The organism is Variovorax gossypii, assembly GCF_003965815.1.
GTDB classification, from domain to species: domain Bacteria; phylum Pseudomonadota; class Gammaproteobacteria; order Burkholderiales; family Burkholderiaceae_C; genus Variovorax; species Variovorax gossypii.
Genome location: NZ_RXOE01000001.1, coordinates 953435 through 969325, shown reverse-complemented (window position 1 = coordinate 969325; position 15891 = coordinate 953435). Strand labels below are relative to the sequence as shown.

Genomic DNA, 15891 nt, shown 5'->3' with positions numbered 1-15891 from the left:
GCCATGGCCACTGTCTACAAGGAATTCATCGTCGAGGCAGACGCCGCCCAGGTGTGGGACGCGCTGCGCGACTTCGGCGCGGTGCACACGCGGCTCGCGCCGGGTTTCCTCACGGCCTGCACCATCGATGCCGAGGGCGCCCGCATCCTCACCTTCGCCAACGGGCTCGTGGCGCGCGAGGTGCTGGTCGGCATCGACGATGCCCATCGGCGGCTGGCCTACACCGTCACCGGCGGACAGGCCGCGCACCACCACGCAACGGCGCAGGTGTTCGATGAGGGCGAAGGCCGTTCGCGCTTCGTCTGGATCACCGACGTGCTGCCCGACGCCATGGCGGCCTACGTCGGGCCGATGATGGAGCAGGGCGGCATTGCCATGAAGAAGGCGCTGGAGCAGCACGCATGAGCAGCAAGGCTCCGGACGACATCCATGCCGTGATCCGGGGCTATGCCGACGCCTGGGCTGCCAACGACGTGCAGCGCATCGTCGACAGCTACCACGACGAGGTCGTCTTCCACTACTTCGGACGCAATCCGCTCGCCGGCACGCACCGCGGCAAGGCGGCGTGCCTCGCCTTGCTCAAGAAGGTGAAGGAGCGAACGAATCGCCGGCTTGTCTCGATCCGAGACGTGCTGGCGGGCGAGCACTACGGCCTGATCGTCGCGGTCGAGCAATTCGAGTTTCAGGGCCGTGCAGTCGAACTGGAGCGCCAGCTGCGCTACACCGTGAAAGACGGCAAGCTCGCGGAGTGCTGGATCTACGACGAAGACCAGCGCTTCGTCGACGAGGTGCTGGGCGGCTGAGGCGCCGCCGGCTCAGAAGTCTTCCAGCGGCAGCCCGACGTAGTTTTCCGCCAGCGCGGTGGAGGCTGCGGTCGAGTGCACGAGGTAGTCGAGTTCGGCTTCCTGGATCTTCTGCCCGAAGGCGCCCGTTTCCGGAAAGCGGTGCATCAGCGAGGTGAACCACCACGAGAAGCGCTCGGCCTTCCAGACGCGGCGCAGGCACAGGTCGGAGTAGCGGTCGAGCGCCGAGGCCGACTTCTCCGCATAGAAGATCTCGAAGGCGCGCGAGAGATAGCCCACGTCGGCGGTGGCGAGGTTCAGGCCCTTGGCACCGGTCGGCGGCACGATGTGGGCCGCGTCGCCCGCCAGGAACAGGGAGCCGAAGCGCATCGGCTCGGCGACGAAGCTGCGCAGCGGCGCGATGCTCTTCTCAAGCGAGGGGCCGGTCACCAGCCGCTCGCGCGCCTCGGGGTCGAGGCGGGCGCGAAGCTCGTTCCAGAAGGCCTCGTCGCTCCAGTTCTCCACGCGCTCCTCGGTCGGCACCTGCACGTAGTAGCGGCTGCGCGTGGCGCTGCGCATGCTGCACAGCGCGAAGCCGCGTTCGGTGTTGGCGTAGATCAGTTCGTGCGACACCGGCGGCACGTCGGCCAGCACGCCGAGCCAGCCGAAGGGATAGATCTTCTCGTAGGTCTGGATCGCATCGGCCGGCACGCTCGCGCGGCTCACGCCGTGATAGCCGTCGCAGCCGGCGATGAAGTCGCATTCGATCTCGTGCGTCTGGCCGTCCTTCTCGTAGCGCACGCGCGGCTTGCCCGACTGGAAGTCGTGCAGGCTCACGTTCGCCGCGCTGTAGATGGTGGTGAGGCCCTCTGCCGCGCGGGCTTCCATCAGGTCGCGCGTCACTTCGGTCTGGCCGTACACCGTCACCTGCTTGCCGCCCGTGAGGCCGTGCATGTCGATGCGGTGGCGCGCACCCTTGAAGAGCAGCTCGATGCCTTCGTGCGGCAGGCCCTCGGCCTTGGCGCGGGCGTCGACGCCGGCACGGGCCAGCAGGTCCATCGTGACCTGCTCCAGCACGCCGGCGCGGATGCGGCCGAGCACGTAGTCGCCGCTCTGACGTTCGACGATGACGTTGTCGATGCCTGCCTTGTACAGAAGCTGCCCGAGCAGCAGGCCGGCGGGGCCGGCTCCGATGATGGCGACCTGGGTGCGCATGTTCGTGTCTCCGAGAGGGTTTCGTGGAGCGTAGGGCGCACCGGGTCTTCTGAGGAGGCCGCTCGCGCGGCTCTGTGCGATCATGCGAATGCGTGCGCGATCATCGCGCAACACTTCCAAAGACGACGAACCACCACGCCGAATGAGCATCGCCAAGGCCGACTTCATCGAGGGCATCGCCAAGGGAATGGCGGTGCTCGAAAGCTTCGACACCGAGCGCCAGCGCCTGAACGCCACGCTGGCCGCCGAGCGCGCCGGCCTCACGCGCGCCGCGGCCCGCCGGCACCTGCTGACGCTGGCCCACCTGGGCTATCTGGAGACAGACGGCAGCTACTTCTGGATGGCGCCCAAGGTGCTGCGCTTCTCGGGCAGCTATCTCGCATCGTCGCGCCTGCCGCGCGCGCTGCAGCCCACGCTGAACCGGCTCGCGGCGCAGACCGGCGAATCGTTCTCGGCCGTGGTGCTCGACGGGGAAGAGGTGGTCATCGTCGCGCGCAGCGGCAGCTACGGAACGCCGACGCGCGTGCTGGCCTACGGCCTGCACCTGGGCGCACGGCTGCCGGCGCATGCCACCTCCACCGGCCGCGTGCTGCTGGCCGCGATGGCGCCGACCCAGTTCACGCAATGGCTCAAGGGCCGACACTTGGCGCGGCTCACGCCTCGCACGGTGACGCAGGCGCGGGGCCTGCGGCAGCTGATTGCCCGGGCGCGCAAGGACGACTACTGCTTCGCCAGCGAGGAACACGAGCTGGGCGTGCAGGCGCTGGCCGTGCCGCTGCGCGACATGCAGGGCCACACGGTGGCCGCGCTCAACGTGGTGCTCTCGGGCACGCGCTACCAGGAAGAGACGCTGCAGCGCGAGATGCTGCCGCTGCTTTTCGAAGCCGCGCGAGAGGTCCGATCGCTTCTCTGATCTTCCCTTGGTCTGAACTTTGGCCGCGGCCCGCGCCTCGAATCTCCGAAACGGACACAACCATGCGACTCCTCCTCCTCGAAGACGACGTGATGATCGGCGAAGCGGTGCTCGATCTGCTGCGCGCCGAGCAGTATGCGGTGGACTGGGTGAAAGACGGCGAGGCCGCCGAATCGGCCCTGCGCACCCAGCAATATGACCTGGTGATGCTCGACCTCGGCGTGCCCCGGCGCGACGGACTCGAGGTGCTGCGCAACCTGCGCGCGCGCAAGCAGCGCATGCCGGTGCTGATCGCCACCGCGCGCGACTCGGTGCAGCAGCGCATCGAGGGCCTCGATGCCGGCGCCGACGACTACGTGCTCAAGCCCTACGACCTCGACGAGCTGCTGGCCCGCATCCGCGCCTTGCTGCGCCGCGCCGCGGGTCGTGCCGAGCCGGTGTACGAGCACATGGGCGTGAGCATCAACCCGGCCACGCGCGAGGTCACGGTGGCCGGCCAGCCGGTGGTGCTGTCGGCGCGCGAATGGGCCGTGCTGGAGCCGCTGCTTGCCAGGCCCGGCATGGTGCTGTCGCGTGCCCAGCTCGAGGAGAAGCTCTACAGCTGGAAGGACGAGATCAGCAGCAACGCGGTCGAGGTGTACGTGCACGGGCTGCGGAAGAAGCTCGGCGCGGAGCTGATCCGCAACGTGCGCGGCGTCGGCTACATGGTGCCGAAGATATGAGGAGGCTGACCGGCTCCCTGCGCGCGCGCCTGCTGTGGTTCCTGCTCGCGGCCATCGTGCTGGCCGCCGGTGCGCAGGCTCTGGTGGCCTACCGAACGGTGCTCGCCGAGGCCGACGACATCTTCGACTACCACATGCAGCAGATGGCACTGTCGCTGCGCGCGGGCCTGCCGCCCAGCGCGGCGGTGGGCGGACTGGGCGCCGCCGAGCAGAACTTCGATTTCGTGGTGCAGGTGTGGACCGCCGACGGCGTGCGCATCTTCGAATCCGCCGAGCAGGCCGCGCTGCCGCAGCTCGCGGTGCTGGGCTTCGCCGACGTACAGGCGCGGGGCACCACCTACCGCGTGTTCTCGATGCAGACGCGCGGGCTGGTGATCCAGGTGGCGCAGGACATGGCGGCGCGGCGACACATGGCCGGCACGCTGGCCCTGCGCACCATCGCGCCGGTGGCGCTGATGGCGCCGCTCCTGATGCTGGTCGTGTGGTGGGTCGTGAGCCAGTCGCTCGCGCCGGTGGCCCGGGTGCGCAAGCAGGTGGCTTCGCGTCAGGCCGACGACCTGTCTCCGGTGAGCGAGGAGAACCTGCCCGAGGAGGTGCGCCCGCTGGTGCAGGAGCTGAACCTGCTCTTCGATCGCGTGCGCCATGCCTTCGATGCGCAGAAGCACTTCGTCGCCGATGCCGCGCACGAGCTGCGTTCGCCGTTGGCCGCCCTGAAGCTGCAGGTGCAGGGCCTGCAGCGCGCGCCCGACGATGCCTCGCGTGAGCTGGCCGTGAGCCGGCTGGTGGCAGGCATCGACCGCGCGACGAGGCTGGTCGAGCAGATGCTCGCGCTCGCCCGTCATGAGGCCAGCCTGGCGGCCGGCGCCAAGCCCGAGCCGGTCGACCTGGCCGAGGTGGCGCGGCTCGCGGTGTCCGACGCCGTGGCGGCCGCGCAGGCGAGGGGCATCGACATCGGCATCGCGCACGCCGAGGAGGCGGTGGTCGACGGCCAGTCCGAGGCCCTGCGCATGCTGCTGCGCAACCTGCTGGAGAACGCGATCAAGTACACGCCGGTCGAGGGCCGTGTCGACATCGGCATCTCCCGCCAGGGCGACGCCGCCGAACTCACCGTTGACGACAGCGGACCGGGCCTGCCGCCCGACGAGCGCGAACGGGTGCTCGACCGCTTCTACCGCTCGGGCGAATCGCAGGCGTCGGGCAGCGGCCTGGGCCTGGCCATCGTCAAGTCGATCGCCGACCTGCATGGTGCGACCGTGGCGCTCGACCAGTCGCCCAGCCTCGGCGGCCTGCGCGTGCTGGTGCGCTTCCCCGCGCGCGCCTGAGCCCCTTCCGGCGGCGCCGCGCCGTTTAAGCGGCGCTTAAGTCAGACCCGCGACATTCCTTTCATCGTTTTGCGTCCATACGCCCAGAAAGGAACCGACAAATGAACACACGTCTGACTTCGCCCCGTGCCCTGGCCATCGCCCTGGCAAGCGCGGGCGTGATCGGTGCCGTCGGCGCCGGCGCCTACACCAGCGCCCGCGCAGTGGGCGCCCCGACCACCAATGCCGTCGCCACCGCGCCCGCGGCCATGGTCACGCTGCCCGACTTCTCGACCATCACCTCGCGCGACGGCCCGGCCGTGGTCAACATCAGCGTGACCGGCACCATGAAGGCCTCCGACGACGAGGCCGCCGCAGAGATCCAGGGCATCGATCCCGACGATCCGATGTTCCAGTTCTTCCGCCGCTTCCAGGGCCAGATGAACCCGCGCGGCCAGCAACAGCAGCGCGATGTGCCGGTGCGTGCGCAGGGCTCGGGCTTCATCGTCGACCCCAGCGGCGTCATCATCACCAACGCCCACGTCGTGAAGGACGCGAAGGAAGTCACCGTCAAGCTCACCGACCGCCGCGAATACCGCGCGAAGGTGCTGGGCGCCGATGCCAAGACCGACATCGCGGTGCTCAAGATCGACGCGAAGAACCTGCCCGTGCTCGCGCTGGGCAACACCAAGGACCTGAAGGTCGGCGAATGGGTGCTGGCCATCGGCTCGCCCTTCGGCTTCGAGAACACCGTGACAGCCGGCGTGGTGAGCGCCAAGGGCCGCTCGCTGCCCGACGACAGCTACGTGCCCTTCATCCAGACCGACGTGGCCGTGAACCCCGGCAACTCCGGCGGTCCGCTGCTCAACACGCGCGGCGAGGTGGTCGGCATCAACTCGCAGATCTACAGCCGAAGCGGCGGCTACCAGGGCGTGTCGTTCGCGATTCCGATCGACGTGGCGATCCAGGTGAAGGACCAGATCGTCGCCACCGGCAAGGCCACGCACGGCCGCCTCGGCGTGGCGGTGCAGGAAGTGAACCAGGCCTTTGCCGATTCGTTCAAGCTCGACAAGCCCGAAGGCGCGCTGGTCTCGAACATCGAGAAGGGCGGCCCTGGCGACAAGGCCGGCCTGAAGGCGGGCGACGTGATCCGCAAGGTCGACGGCCAGCCCATCGTTTCCTCGGGTGACCTGCCCGCGGTGATCGGCCAGCAGGCGCCGGGCAAGAAGGTCACGCTCGAAGTGTGGCGCCAGGGCGAACGCCAGGAGCTGCAGGCCAAGCTCGGCGACGCGAGCGACAAGCCGGCCAAGGTCGCGAAGGCCGATGCCGACGTGGGCCAGGGCAAGCTGGGCCTGGCGCTGCGCCCGCTGCAGCCGCAGGAGAAGCGCGAGGCCGCGGTCGACAACGGACTGCTGATCGAAGACGCGGCCGGCCCCTCGGCCCAGGCCGGGGTGCAGGCAGGCGACGTGCTGCTGGCCATCAACGGCACGCCCGCGCAGAGCGTGGAGCAGGTGCGCGAGGTGGTGGCGAAGGCCAGCAACAAGTCGGTGGCGCTCCTGATCCAGCGCGGCGAGGACAAGATCTTCGTGCCGGTCCGAATCGGCTAAGTTCTCCCCAGGCTTCGCGCACTTCGTGTCGCTTCGCCAACCCCCTTCCGGGGGCAACACCTGAGGCCCGGCAACGCCGGTTCCTCGGTGTTCCGCGAAATCCAGGATCCGACTACCGACCTCGCGCCCGCATGACTTCACCTGCCCAGAGCCTCTCGGCGCACATCCTGCCCACGTCGGCCACCATGATCGGCGTGTGCATGACGGTGATGTCCATCGGGCACCTCGGGCCGCGCGACGACATGCGGCTCTTGATAGACCGCCTGCTCGCGGTGGACGCGCTGGTCTTCCTGGCCAGCGCGCTGCTGTCCTTCATCTCGATGCGCTCGCGCAGGTCGGGCGCGCGGCTGGAGGCCTGGGGTGAGATCGTTTTCATCGCCGGGCTCGCGCTGCTGGCGCTCGGGGCGGTGACGTTGGCGTTCGCGCTGCGCTGACAGCGAGCGGCTTCAGGCGGGTGCGCAGGGCCAGTCGAGCTGCATGCGCGTGCCGCCGGCTGCAGGGTCCACCGTCTCGATCTGCAGCCGCGCGCCGATGGACTGGGCGCGCGCGCGCATGTTGGCGATGCCGTGCCCCGTGCGTCCGCCATTGGCCGGCGCCGCAGGCAGCCCGCGCCCGTTGTCCGTGAGCATGATGCGCACCAGCGCCGGCGTTTGTTCCCCGTGCCAGCTCGCGTGCATCACGATGCGCGTTGCGCCCGCGTGCTTGAGCACGTTGGTGAAGGCCTCGAGCAGGATGCGCTGCAGCTGCAGGGCCGCCTGCGCGGCGAAGGGTTCCAGCTGCGGGATCACTTCCACGTCCCACACCAGCTCGATGCCGGCTGCGTCGAGCCGGGGCTGCAGCCGGTAGCGCAGCGTGGCCAGCACGGTGGCCAGGTCGTCGTGCGTGGGCTGCAGCGAGTCGACGGCCATGCGCATCTCGTCGAGCGCGAGTTTCACGTGCTCCTCGATCACCGCGCGGTCGGGTTTTGCCTGCGTCACCACGTTGAGCAGGCCCACCAGCTGCGAGCCCACGCCGTCGTGGATCTCCCGCATGATGCGCTGGCGCTCCAGCAGCACGGCCTGTTCCTGCTGCTGCTGGCGCACGGTCTCGAAGGCGCCGCGCAGCTGGTCCTCGCGCTCCGCCACACGGGCCGCGAGGTTGGCGTTGAGCGCGCGGTAGTCGGCCACGGTGCGGCTGTAGCGCTCGACCACCAGGCCGGCCAGGATCATCACGAAGAAGAACATGGCGTGCGCCGTCAGCGTGTAGTAGGCGCCGCCGAAGAGGCCCATGCGCACCAGCAGCAGGTCGTGCGCGCCGGCCAGGATGGCCAGCGTGCCCGCCGCCATCAGCACGCCCGCGATGCGGCGGCGGTCCACCAGCGCCCCGTACACCACGTAGGGCAGGCAGATGATGCTGATGCACTGCAGGATGACGAGGCCGCCGGTCCACAGCAGCGGCCGGGCGAACGCGAAGGAGGCGCAGGCCAGCGCGACCGACAGCGCGAGTGCGCCGTAGATCGAGCGCACCAGCCACGGCGGGTTGCGCTCCAGCACCAGCAGCACGAAGCGCGCGATCAGCCCGATGTGGCAGGCATAGCAGACCGCCACCACCGCGCCCCACAGCGGCCAGGGAACCGCCACGTCGGGCCACACGCGGTCGAGGTTGCGCGCCACGCCCGAGAGCGCGGCGAGCGCGAAGCAGCCGTAGAGCGCATCGCGCTGGCGCAGCCACAGCCCGCCGGCGATGCCGCCCATCAGCAGCAGGCTGACGGCGTAGACGATGGCCGAGGTGTTGCGCCAGTTCTGCCGCGCGCGATAGACCGGCGCCAGCGAGGACTCCGGGCCGTAGTGGATGCTGGCCAGCCCCGCGCCGCGCTGGCGCTGGATGGTGGTGCGCACGACCAGCGACTGCGGCTGGCCGTTCTGGTGCAGCACGGCCGGCACCGGCACCAGCAGGTTGCTCTTGGAGGCGTCGTAGTTCGGCACGCCCAGCGTGCCGTAGCTGGCTACCAGCGCGTCGTTGAACGAGATCGCCACCTGATTGCCCGCGCCCGAGAGCAGCAGGGCCGCCGGCTTGCCGGCTGGCACAGCGGCGGCGGGCAGCTCGATGCGGTAGGTCGCCTTGCCGCCGCGGCCGGGGAACTCGTGATCCCAGCGGAATGGGAACTCCACCCGGCGCGTTTGCATCGGCAGGCCGTCGGGTTCGAGCACCGCCTCGGCCGAGGAAACGTCGAAGGCGTCGGGTGCTTCCGCGGCGTTGGCGCGAGGGGCCGCCGACGCCAGGGCGAGCCACAGGCACAGGGCGGCGAGCAGCAGGCGGCAGAGGCCGCCGGCGGTCACGCTAGGGAAGCCAGCCGAGGTTGCGGGCCTCGAACACAGCTTCCGATTTGTTGTGCACATCCAGCTTGCCGTAGATATTGCGGATATGGGTTTGGACAGTCGAGGCCGAGACTCCCATTTGCACTCCGACTTCGACATAGGTGAAACCACGAGAGACGAGGTCGAGCACCTCGAACTCGCGCGGCGACAGGCGCTCGGGCGCGACTGTCGCGGTGCCGGCAGCCTTGGCCGCGGACTGCTCCTTGGGCGCGCCGCCCGAATGGGCCTGCCAGCGGCGCAGCAGCTTGCGCGCGATCACCGGCGACATCGGCGAGCCGCCGGCGCGCAGGTGGCGGATATGGGTGGCGAGGTCGGCCTCGGTGCCGTCCTTCAACAGGTAGCCGCTGGCGCCGGCTTCGAAGGCCTGGACCATGTTGGCCTCGTCGCCGAAGATCGAAAGCACCATCACCGCGCAGGCCGGCTGCATGTTGCGGCACTGGCTGATCACCTGGAGCCCGGGGCGGTCGGGCAGGCCCAGGTCCACGAGCAGCACGTCGACCGGGTTGTCGACCAGCCAGCGCAGGATGTCGCTGGCGTTGGAGGCGCTGTAGGCCAGGCTCAGGGAAGGATCGGCATCGACCACGCGCGAGATGCGCTCGCGCATTCCGGTGTCGTCTTCCACGAGGGCAACCTGTGTTTCCGCGGTCATGCCTGATGCACCGGGCTGTGAAGGCTGCATGCGCTCATGCATGACGTGACGATGAGGCGCATGGGGAAGAAGGCCTTGGTTTGCTGCTGGATGGCGCAAAGGGTAGGGGGCGGCTTGCGCGCTGCCCATCCTATATACGGGGGAGGCGGCCTACCGCTTTCGGTGGCTGCTTGGCGGCGTGACCGCCGCCTTCGCGAGCCGCGAGGCCACGAGGGCGATGTGTTCGACCAGTTCGCGCGGCGATTCGACCTCGAAATCGTACGGCAGGCAGCCGAGCCAGACGGACAGCGCGTCGAGCGAATTGGCGCCGGTGGCGATGCGGGTGGCGCCGTCGCCGGCCTCCTGCGGCGTGCCGCTGACCCAGCCGAGATAAGGCTCGAGCGCGCTGGCGGGCGCGTGCACCAGCACCTGCGCGTGATGCAGGTAGGGCGAGACCTTCAGCGCATGCTCCATGTAGCTCGCGACGTCGCCATGGGGCAGCCGGCGCGGCGTGAAGCGCGCGCCGGTTGGCTCCGCATCGACGATGCGGTCGAGACGGAAGGTGCGCCAGTCCTCGCGCGCGATGTCCCAGGCCAGCAGGTACCAGCGCCGTCCCGTCTGCACCACGCGGTGCGGCTGAGCCGTGCGCTCGGTGACGGTGTCGTGATGGTCGCGATAGCCGAAGCGCAGCTCGAGTCGCTCGGTGCAGGCCTCGGCCAGGAAGGACACGGCTTTCAGGCGCACGGGTGACTTGTCGCTCATCACCGGCACCACCGACGAACGCACGCTGTCGAGCCGGCGGCGAAGGCGCGGCGGCATCAGCTGCTCGAGCTTGGCCAGCGCGCGCATCGAGGCGTTCCCGATGTCGCCCGTGGCACCGGCCGGGTTGCCCAGGCCGAGCGCGACCGCGATGGCTTCCTCGTCCTCCAGCAGCAGCGGCGGCAGGGCGGTGCCAGCGCCCAGCCGGTAGCCGCCGGCCACGCCCGAGGTGGAGTCGACCGTGTAGCCCAGGCTGCGCAGGCGGTCGACGTCGCGGCGCAAGGTGCGTTCGGTGATCTCGAGCCGGCCGGCGAGGTCGGCGCCCGTCCACGAGCGTTGCGCCTGGAACAACGAGAGAAGCCGGATCAGGCGTGCGGAGGCTGAAAGCATGTGCGCATGATGCCCGCAATCGAGGACAGAATCTGTCCGCAATGGGTCGTAACCTTGCTTCCACTTTCAACCCCCGCACAGCGGAGCACAGGACACAGACCATGAAGAAGACATACAACGGCAGCTGCCATTGCGGCAAGGTTCGCTTCCAGGCCCTGATCGATCTCGCCGAAGGCACCGGCAAGTGCAATTGCTCGATCTGCACCAAGACCCGCGCATGGGGCGCGATCGTGAAGCCGGATGCATTCACGCTGCTGTCGGGGGAGGAGGAGCTGTCGCTGTACCAGTTCAACTCGCACAGCACCGAATGGCTTTTCTGCAGGAGCTGCGGCGTGCGTTCGTTCGGGCGTGGCAACGTGCCCGAGATCGGTGGCGCCTACGTGAGCGTGGCGGTGAACTGCCTGGACGACGTGACGCTGGAGGAACTGTCGACGGCACCCGTCCAGTACATGGACGGGCGCAACAACAACTGGTTCGAAGCGCCGGCCGAAACGCGCTACCTCTGAGCGAGGCGGGCCGGCCGGCGAAGGCGCGCGCGGGGTGCGCGCCTGCTGCTGCCCTTACTTGCGGCGGCGGGTTGCCGGAGCGGCGCCGGGCGCCGAGGTCTGCGAGGGAGCGGCGCCGCCGTCCACGCCGAGACGGCCGCCGCCGCCGAGGCCCTGGCCGCGCACCGTCTGCGCCTTGTAGTTGCGCAGCGAGCGGACCATCTGGTTGAAGGCGTCCATGAAGGCGGCCGCGATCACCTTGCCCTGCGGCGTGCGCGTGTAGCCGCCGATGCCGCCGGCGGCGGAGAGGCCGCCCAGGCCGGCGAAGCCCGCGAAGTCGGTCTTGGAGGCGCTGCCTTCGGCGGCCGCGACCTGCACGCCGGAGCGGTTGTCGATCAGGGTGAGAAGCGCGCTGGCTTCCTTGGTCTGCAGGCTTGCGCCGATGCTGGCGATGGCACGGCCGCGGCCGCCGCCCACCAGGCCGCCGAGCGCACCGCCCAGGCCGCCGGCGTCGCTGTTGCTGAACACGATCTCGGGCGACAGGCCGTAGTCGGAAGCCACCATCTGGCCGCGGCCGAAGTTGCTGCCGCCGCGCATTTCACCGGATTGCATCAGCGCGCGTTCGCGCGTCATCGCGTTCATGCCGGCTGCGCTGCGCTCGACCACCACGAAGCAGTTCGACTGTTGCACCAGCAGGCGCAGCAGGTTGGCCGTGGGAGGCAGCTTGTATTCGCCGGTGAGGATGGTGTACCAGCCCGCGTTCACGTTCTCGATCAGCGAGACCGTGCCCAGGGGCGAATCGCAGCGCTCGAGCTGGCTGCTTTCGCCGGAGGTCGCGGCGCCGGCGGCACTGCCGGTGGCCACGGTCTTGGCCGACTGGCTGCCCATTTGCATGTCCATGGTCTGGCAGCCCGAAAGGGCCAGCAGGCCGGCGAGTGCGCTTGCGAGAGAGAGTTTAGAAAAAGCCATGTCCCGATCTGTCAAGTGAAAAGAAGGCGGCGCCCGTTGCGGACGTCACTTGTCAAGATCGAAGATGGAATTGCCTTGGCCTGTACGACCTCCCGATTCGACGCGCCGCCGGCGACCGCGCGACGATACGGTCCGAGAATCCGGCACACCAGTGCCGAAAGTCATGTGCATGTTCGCGTGGCCTGGTCGCTCGCTGCCCACCGCGCGGGTGGTGCCTCGACCAGAGTCCGAAACCGGGGACGCGTGGGAAACGGCAACCCATGTCCTCGATCGCCCCTGTCGCTGCCGTCGTGCAGGCGCGCTGCGCCGGGGACGGGTGGATGGAGCGGGGCGATTCTATTACTTTGGAAACTTTTGGAAGCGCGGTGAAACAACAGGCGTGCCCGCGCCGCCGGCCCTCGAGGAGGAACGCCGCGAAGGCTCGATCCCGAAAGTTACAGTCAGGTCTTCACTTCCAGGAGTTTTCAGATGGCAACCAAGAAGAACATCGTTGGAGAAGCGGCCTTGGAACTGACCCGCCAGCAGGTGCAGCAGGCCCTGGCCATCGCCGGCGCTTCGAACTTCAGCGGCGCGGCCGACCCGGCTTTCGTCGGCTCCATCCTGATAGCCCTGGCGGTCAACACGAACTCCGTGAGCGCGACCATCGACAGCGCCAAGGACCGCACCAGCACCGTGATCAAGCACTGAGCGACGCGCTCGCTCGACATCGGCGCGTGTGTCAGCGCGTGTAGTCAGCGCGTGTAGTCAGCGCGTGTAGTCGCCGCTGGCCTCCGGCTGGAAAAGCACCGCCACCACGCGCGCCGAGCCTTCGGTGCCGTTGGGCATGCGCCAGCAGGCGGTGGCGCCGGTCTTCGTGCCCAGCAGGCCGATGCCGACGGGCGACAGCACCGACACGAAGCCCGCGCCCGGCTGCGAGTCGCCGGGGTAGCAGAGGGTGATCTGCTGCCGCTGGCCGGTGGCCGGGTCTTCGATCTCGACCTGGGAGTTCATCGTCACGAGGTCCGCGGCGATCTCGCGCGAGGGCAGCACGTCCGCTGCATCGAGCAAGTCGGCCAGAGCGGGCGGGAGCTGGTGGTCCGCCAGTTTTCCCAGGCGGACGAAGTCGAGTTCGGTGAGCGTGCGCTCCCCGTGAATGGTTGCGGGCATGAATGAAGCACTCCAGTTGAATGCGGCGCCGCTCTCCATGAATGAATGAGGAGGGGAACGAACGACGTCGCGGCCGCGCGGCGGGTGCCCGGCGGTCAATGGTTCGCGCATCAGAAAGAAGGGTAGCGGACCGCCGGGCTCAGGAAAGTGCGGAGGTGCGTCGGTAGGCCGCCATGGTCGCCGTGGTCGCGACATCGCCGGCACGCGCTGCTTCGAGCGCAGCGTGTTTGCGGGAGTGGAACGAACGGGCCATGCGCGCGAGTGTAGGGATGCACCGCGGGGCCATCAAGCAATGGCCTCACGTGCCTTGCCGGTAAGTGCGATGTGGACCGCACAATCTCCGGATGCGGACCTTTCTTCTCTACGTCGCGACGGCGCTCGCGGAAATCGTCGGCTGCTATCTGCCGTACCTCTGGCTCAAGCAGGATCGCTCCGCATGGCTGCTGCTGCCAGCGGCGATCAGCCTTGCCCTGTTCGCGTGGCTGCTCACGCTGCACGAGACGGCGGCGGGGCGCGTCTATGCCGCGTACGGCGGCGTGTACATCGGCGTGGCCATCGCGTGGCTCTGGGCGGTGGACGGCATCAGGCCGACCGCGTGGGACGTGACGGGTGTTTCGGTGTGCCTTGCAGGCATGGGGCTCATCGCGTTCCAGCCGCGCTAGCCCTGGCGGCCGTTTCCGGCCCGAGTTGTTGCTTGAAGAAGGCCAGCACCTGCGTGTTGAAGTCCGCATGGAAGGCTGCGCGGTCGAACTCCGGACGGTCGCGGCAGATCTGCTGCATTGCCTGCGCCATGACCGGCGAACAGGGCGCCACGAAGGCGAAGTGCGTCGCGCCCTGCACCATGTGCCACTCCGGCCGGACGGGCAGGTCGCGGCGAAGCGCTTCCACGTAGCGCGGCGCGACGCCATCGCCTCCGAAGGCCGAGGCCCAGAGCTGCATCGGCAGCGTCACGTTCTTCAGGCCGCTGGTGTCGAAAGCGGTGAGCGGATCGACGATGACGGCGGCCTTGATGCGGTCGTCGCGCGCGGGCATCTTCGGCAGCTCGTTGCGGCGAATCTCCTCGCACAGCGGCGTCATGGAGGCCGGCGGGCAGAGGTCGTCGCGCAGCCGGAAGTCCGGAACAGCACCGACCACGACGAGGCCGGTGTATCCGCCAGCGGAGAAACCGAAAAGCCCGACGCGGTTCGCATCGATGGCCGCGCGCCCCGGCCACGCGCCGAGCATGTAGTCGACCAGCCGCTTCATGTCTGCCGGGCGCGTGGCATATACCGACAGATGGCTCGCGCCGCTCATGTTCTGGAAGTTGTGACCGGGGTGGTTGATGGTGGCGACGATGAAGCCTGCGTCGGCCAGCGCAGCCGCCGTGTCGTGGTGCAGCAGGGACGAGCCGCCCTTGCCGTGCGAGATCACGACCAGCGGCAGCTGCTTGCCGGCAATCGGGCAGTCTCTCGTGCCCTCGATCACCAGCGGATCGAACGAGAGCCTGTCTGCGGGCGCGTCGCATGGGGTCCACACGGCGCCGCGCAGCGCCGGGCCGTTGCTGTCGGCGGGCACTTCGATCAGGCTGAAGCCGGCGGCTTGCGCGATGCGCGCGCAGCAAAGGCAGAGCGCGACGAGGAGCAGGGCGCGTCGCATCGGCAGCTTCATGCCGCGTTCGTGCGGCGGATGGGAATCAGCAGGTCGGTGCGCAGTTCTGCCTGCGAGACCTGCCACGGCGAGTTCAGGTAGTGCTCCAGCGTAGGCCGGTCGTCGGGCTCGTAGCCGCTGGCTGGCAGCCATCGGATGTAGAGGGCGCGCACCGCGGCGTTGATCTGCGAGTACGGGCCGGCCAGGCGATGCGCCGCGTAGCAGCCGCCCGGAATGTCGAGCATCTCGACCTCGGCGACGTCCGGCCAGGGGTCGGGGGAATCGAGGGCGGCGTAGTACCTGAAGCCGGGGCCGCCCTCGGGCTCGCCGAAGGAGGCTCCCCATCGGGCCGAGATGCGTGCCGTGCCCGCGTGCTGGCGCAGCCGCCGATGGGTATGAGGAATGGTCGAGAACGGCCCCTGATGCCGCAGCGCGTGCAGCCGCCGCGTGGGGTACTCGACGATGCGCACTGCCGGCGCGGCGATGCCGTCATCGGGTTGCGGCAGCGCATCGACATCGAGGATCGCCCGCACCATCTTCTGCTGGAAGGCACGCGGCGACTGCCCGGTGAACTGGCCGAATGCTCGCGTGAAGGCCTGCGGGCTTTCGTAACCCACGGCCAGCGCGACCTGCGTGATGCTCTGGTCGCCGGCTTCCAGCAACCGGGTGGCGAGCGCCAGCCGCACGCGGCGGACCGTGGCGGCCACCGTTTCGCCGGCCACGCTCGCATAGACGCGATGGAAGTGAAAGGGCGAGAAATGCGCGAGCCGCGCGAGGTCTTCGAGCCGGTGTTCGGCCATCGGATCGGCAACGATAGCCGCGACGGCGCGCGCCACGCGGGCGCGGTAGTCCTGCTCGATGCGGCGGCTGCTTTCCATGCGCGCGAGTGTGCGCTTTTCGCGGGAAGAGCACTTAGCCGACTTTGCTCATGTAGGTCAGCTGATCGCACCAAAGAAAAAGCCCGCTGTCCGATAAAGACAGCGGGCTCTTC

General features: G+C 69.0%; 18 protein-coding genes. 10 read left to right on the top strand and 8 right to left on the bottom strand.

The features are described 5' to 3' along the window. The first annotated feature begins 3 nt into the window (after positions 1-3). Positions 4-405: an SRPBCC family protein gene (locus EJP69_RS04475; protein WP_093195487.1), complete on the top strand. Its 402-nt coding sequence runs from the start codon at positions 4-6 to the stop codon at positions 403-405. Beyond that, positions 402-803 (top strand): nuclear transport factor 2 family protein, encoded by a 402-nt coding sequence (locus tag EJP69_RS04470; protein ID WP_126468842.1) that lies wholly within the window; start codon positions 402-404, stop codon positions 801-803. The genes EJP69_RS04475 and EJP69_RS04470 overlap by 4 nt, the downstream gene beginning before the upstream one ends. 12 nt (positions 804-815) lie before the next feature. On the opposite strand, the gene pobA is transcribed toward EJP69_RS04470, so the two are convergent. Beyond that, entirely contained in the window at positions 816-1997 is a 1182-nt protein-coding gene (pobA, locus tag EJP69_RS04465; protein ID WP_126468841.1) for a 4-hydroxybenzoate 3-monooxygenase, read from the bottom strand. Between the two features lie 142 nt (positions 1998-2139). Between pobA and EJP69_RS04460 the strand changes: the two genes are divergently transcribed. From EJP69_RS04460 to EJP69_RS04440, 5 genes are all read left to right on the top strand, one after another. Then, a complete protein-coding gene (locus tag EJP69_RS04460) occupies positions 2140-2910 on the top strand; it encodes an IclR family transcriptional regulator domain-containing protein (protein ID WP_093195484.1) in 771 nt (256 codons plus the stop codon). 62 nt (positions 2911-2972) lie between these two features. Next, on the top strand, positions 2973-3632 hold the full coding sequence (locus tag EJP69_RS04455; protein ID WP_093302621.1) for a response regulator: 660 nt from the start codon (positions 2973-2975) through the stop codon (positions 3630-3632). Continuing rightward, positions 3629-4954 carry an ATP-binding protein gene (locus EJP69_RS04450; RefSeq protein ID WP_126468840.1) on the top strand — a complete coding sequence of 442 codons (1326 nt, stop codon included), beginning with the start codon at positions 3629-3631 and terminating at the stop codon, positions 4952-4954. The genes EJP69_RS04455 and EJP69_RS04450 overlap by 4 nt, the downstream gene beginning before the upstream one ends. Positions 4955-5055: 101 nt before the next feature. Continuing rightward, positions 5056-6540, top strand: coding sequence for a DegQ family serine endoprotease (locus EJP69_RS04445; protein ID WP_093195481.1), 1485 nt, complete (start codon positions 5056-5058; stop codon positions 6538-6540). A 131-nt stretch (positions 6541-6671) separates the two neighbouring features. Continuing rightward, positions 6672-6974, top strand: coding sequence for a hypothetical protein (locus EJP69_RS04440; protein WP_126468839.1), 303 nt, complete (start codon positions 6672-6674; stop codon positions 6972-6974). 12 nt (positions 6975-6986) lie between these two features. On the opposite strand, the gene EJP69_RS04435 is transcribed toward EJP69_RS04440, so the two are convergent. From EJP69_RS04435 to EJP69_RS04425, 3 genes are all read right to left on the bottom strand, one after another. Next, positions 6987-8858 carry a sensor histidine kinase gene (locus EJP69_RS04435; RefSeq protein ID WP_126468838.1) on the bottom strand — a complete coding sequence of 624 codons (1872 nt, stop codon included), beginning with the start codon at positions 8856-8858 and terminating at the stop codon, positions 6987-6989. Position 8859: 1 nt separating this feature from the next. Further along, positions 8860-9546 carry a response regulator transcription factor gene (locus tag EJP69_RS04430; protein ID WP_093302632.1) on the bottom strand — a complete coding sequence of 229 codons (687 nt, stop codon included), beginning with the start codon at positions 9544-9546 and terminating at the stop codon, positions 8860-8862. Positions 9547-9696: 150 nt separating this feature from the next. Beyond that, positions 9697-10674: a helix-turn-helix transcriptional regulator gene (locus EJP69_RS04425; protein ID WP_126468837.1), complete on the bottom strand. Its 978-nt coding sequence runs from the start codon at positions 10672-10674 to the stop codon at positions 9697-9699. 101 nt (positions 10675-10775) lie between these two features. Here EJP69_RS04425 and EJP69_RS04420 point away from each other — a divergent pair, with 101 nt between their 5' ends. Next, positions 10776-11180, top strand: coding sequence for a GFA family protein (locus EJP69_RS04420; RefSeq protein ID WP_126468836.1), 405 nt, complete (start codon positions 10776-10778; stop codon positions 11178-11180). Positions 11181-11234: 54 nt separating this feature from the next. On the opposite strand, the gene EJP69_RS04415 is transcribed toward EJP69_RS04420, so the two are convergent. Next, positions 11235-12128 carry a CsgG/HfaB family protein gene (locus tag EJP69_RS04415; protein WP_093195475.1) on the bottom strand — a complete coding sequence of 298 codons (894 nt, stop codon included), beginning with the start codon at positions 12126-12128 and terminating at the stop codon, positions 11235-11237. Positions 12129-12596: 468 nt separating this feature from the next. On the opposite strand from EJP69_RS04415, the gene EJP69_RS04410 reads away from it, so the two are divergent. Next, on the top strand, positions 12597-12815 hold the full coding sequence (locus tag EJP69_RS04410; RefSeq protein ID WP_126468835.1) for a hypothetical protein: 219 nt from the start codon (positions 12597-12599) through the stop codon (positions 12813-12815). Between the two features lie 57 nt (positions 12816-12872). Here EJP69_RS04410 and EJP69_RS04405 read toward each other — a convergent pair whose 3' ends face one another. Beyond that, entirely contained in the window at positions 12873-13274 is a 402-nt protein-coding gene (locus tag EJP69_RS04405) for a GreA/GreB family elongation factor (protein WP_093195473.1), read from the bottom strand. A gap of 344 nt (positions 13275-13618) precedes the next feature. On the opposite strand from EJP69_RS04405, the gene EJP69_RS04400 reads away from it, so the two are divergent. After that, positions 13619-13936, top strand: a complete 318-nt coding sequence (locus tag EJP69_RS04400) for a YnfA family protein (RefSeq protein WP_126468834.1) — start codon at positions 13619-13621, stop codon at positions 13934-13936. Here the strand turns inward: EJP69_RS04400 and EJP69_RS04395 are convergent. Together EJP69_RS04395 and EJP69_RS04390 are read right to left on the bottom strand one after the other, a co-directional pair. After that, positions 13914-14921, bottom strand: a complete 1008-nt coding sequence (locus tag EJP69_RS04395; protein WP_240652033.1) for an alpha/beta hydrolase family protein — start codon at positions 14919-14921, stop codon at positions 13914-13916. The two genes, EJP69_RS04400 and EJP69_RS04395, sit on opposite strands and share 23 nt — an antisense overlap. Further along, on the bottom strand, positions 14918-15778 hold the full coding sequence (locus EJP69_RS04390; protein WP_126468833.1) for an AraC family transcriptional regulator: 861 nt from the start codon (positions 15776-15778) through the stop codon (positions 14918-14920). Before EJP69_RS04390 ends, EJP69_RS04395 begins: the two co-directional genes overlap by 4 nt. Positions 15779-15891: the final 113 nt, after the last annotated feature.

Bases quoted from the DNA above. Each gene is read 5' to 3' on its own strand.
- EJP69_RS04475 (WP_093195487.1), top strand. From the start codon at position 4: ATGGCCACTGTCTACAAGGAATTCATCGTCGAGGCAGACGCCGCCCAG.
- EJP69_RS04470 (WP_126468842.1), top strand. From the start codon at position 402: ATGAGCAGCAAGGCTCCGGACGACATCCATGCCGTGATCCGGGGCTAT.
- pobA (WP_126468841.1), bottom strand. From the start codon at position 1,997: ATGCGCACCCAGGTCGCCATCATCGGAGCCGGCCCCGCCGGCCTGCTG.
- EJP69_RS04460 (WP_093195484.1), top strand. From the start codon at position 2,140: ATGAGCATCGCCAAGGCCGACTTCATCGAGGGCATCGCCAAGGGAATG.
- EJP69_RS04455 (WP_093302621.1), top strand. From the start codon at position 2,973: ATGCGACTCCTCCTCCTCGAAGACGACGTGATGATCGGCGAAGCGGTG.
- EJP69_RS04450 (WP_126468840.1), top strand. From the start codon at position 3,629: ATGAGGAGGCTGACCGGCTCCCTGCGCGCGCGCCTGCTGTGGTTCCTG.
- EJP69_RS04445 (WP_093195481.1), top strand. From the start codon at position 5,056: ATGAACACACGTCTGACTTCGCCCCGTGCCCTGGCCATCGCCCTGGCA.
- EJP69_RS04440 (WP_126468839.1), top strand. From the start codon at position 6,672: ATGACTTCACCTGCCCAGAGCCTCTCGGCGCACATCCTGCCCACGTCG.
- EJP69_RS04430 (WP_093302632.1), bottom strand. From the start codon at position 9,546: ATGACCGCGGAAACACAGGTTGCCCTCGTGGAAGACGACACCGGAATG.
- EJP69_RS04425 (WP_126468837.1), bottom strand. From the start codon at position 10,674: ATGCTTTCAGCCTCCGCACGCCTGATCCGGCTTCTCTCGTTGTTCCAG.
- EJP69_RS04420 (WP_126468836.1), top strand. From the start codon at position 10,776: ATGAAGAAGACATACAACGGCAGCTGCCATTGCGGCAAGGTTCGCTTC.
- EJP69_RS04415 (WP_093195475.1), bottom strand. From the start codon at position 12,128: ATGGCTTTTTCTAAACTCTCTCTCGCAAGCGCACTCGCCGGCCTGCTG.
- EJP69_RS04410 (WP_126468835.1), top strand. From the start codon at position 12,597: ATGGCAACCAAGAAGAACATCGTTGGAGAAGCGGCCTTGGAACTGACC.
- EJP69_RS04405 (WP_093195473.1), bottom strand. From the start codon at position 13,274: ATGCCCGCAACCATTCACGGGGAGCGCACGCTCACCGAACTCGACTTC.
- EJP69_RS04400 (WP_126468834.1), top strand. From the start codon at position 13,619: ATGCGGACCTTTCTTCTCTACGTCGCGACGGCGCTCGCGGAAATCGTC.
- EJP69_RS04395 (WP_240652033.1), bottom strand. From the start codon at position 14,921: ATGAAGCTGCCGATGCGACGCGCCCTGCTCCTCGTCGCGCTCTGCCTT.
- EJP69_RS04390 (WP_126468833.1), bottom strand. From the start codon at position 15,778: ATGGAAAGCAGCCGCCGCATCGAGCAGGACTACCGCGCCCGCGTGGCG.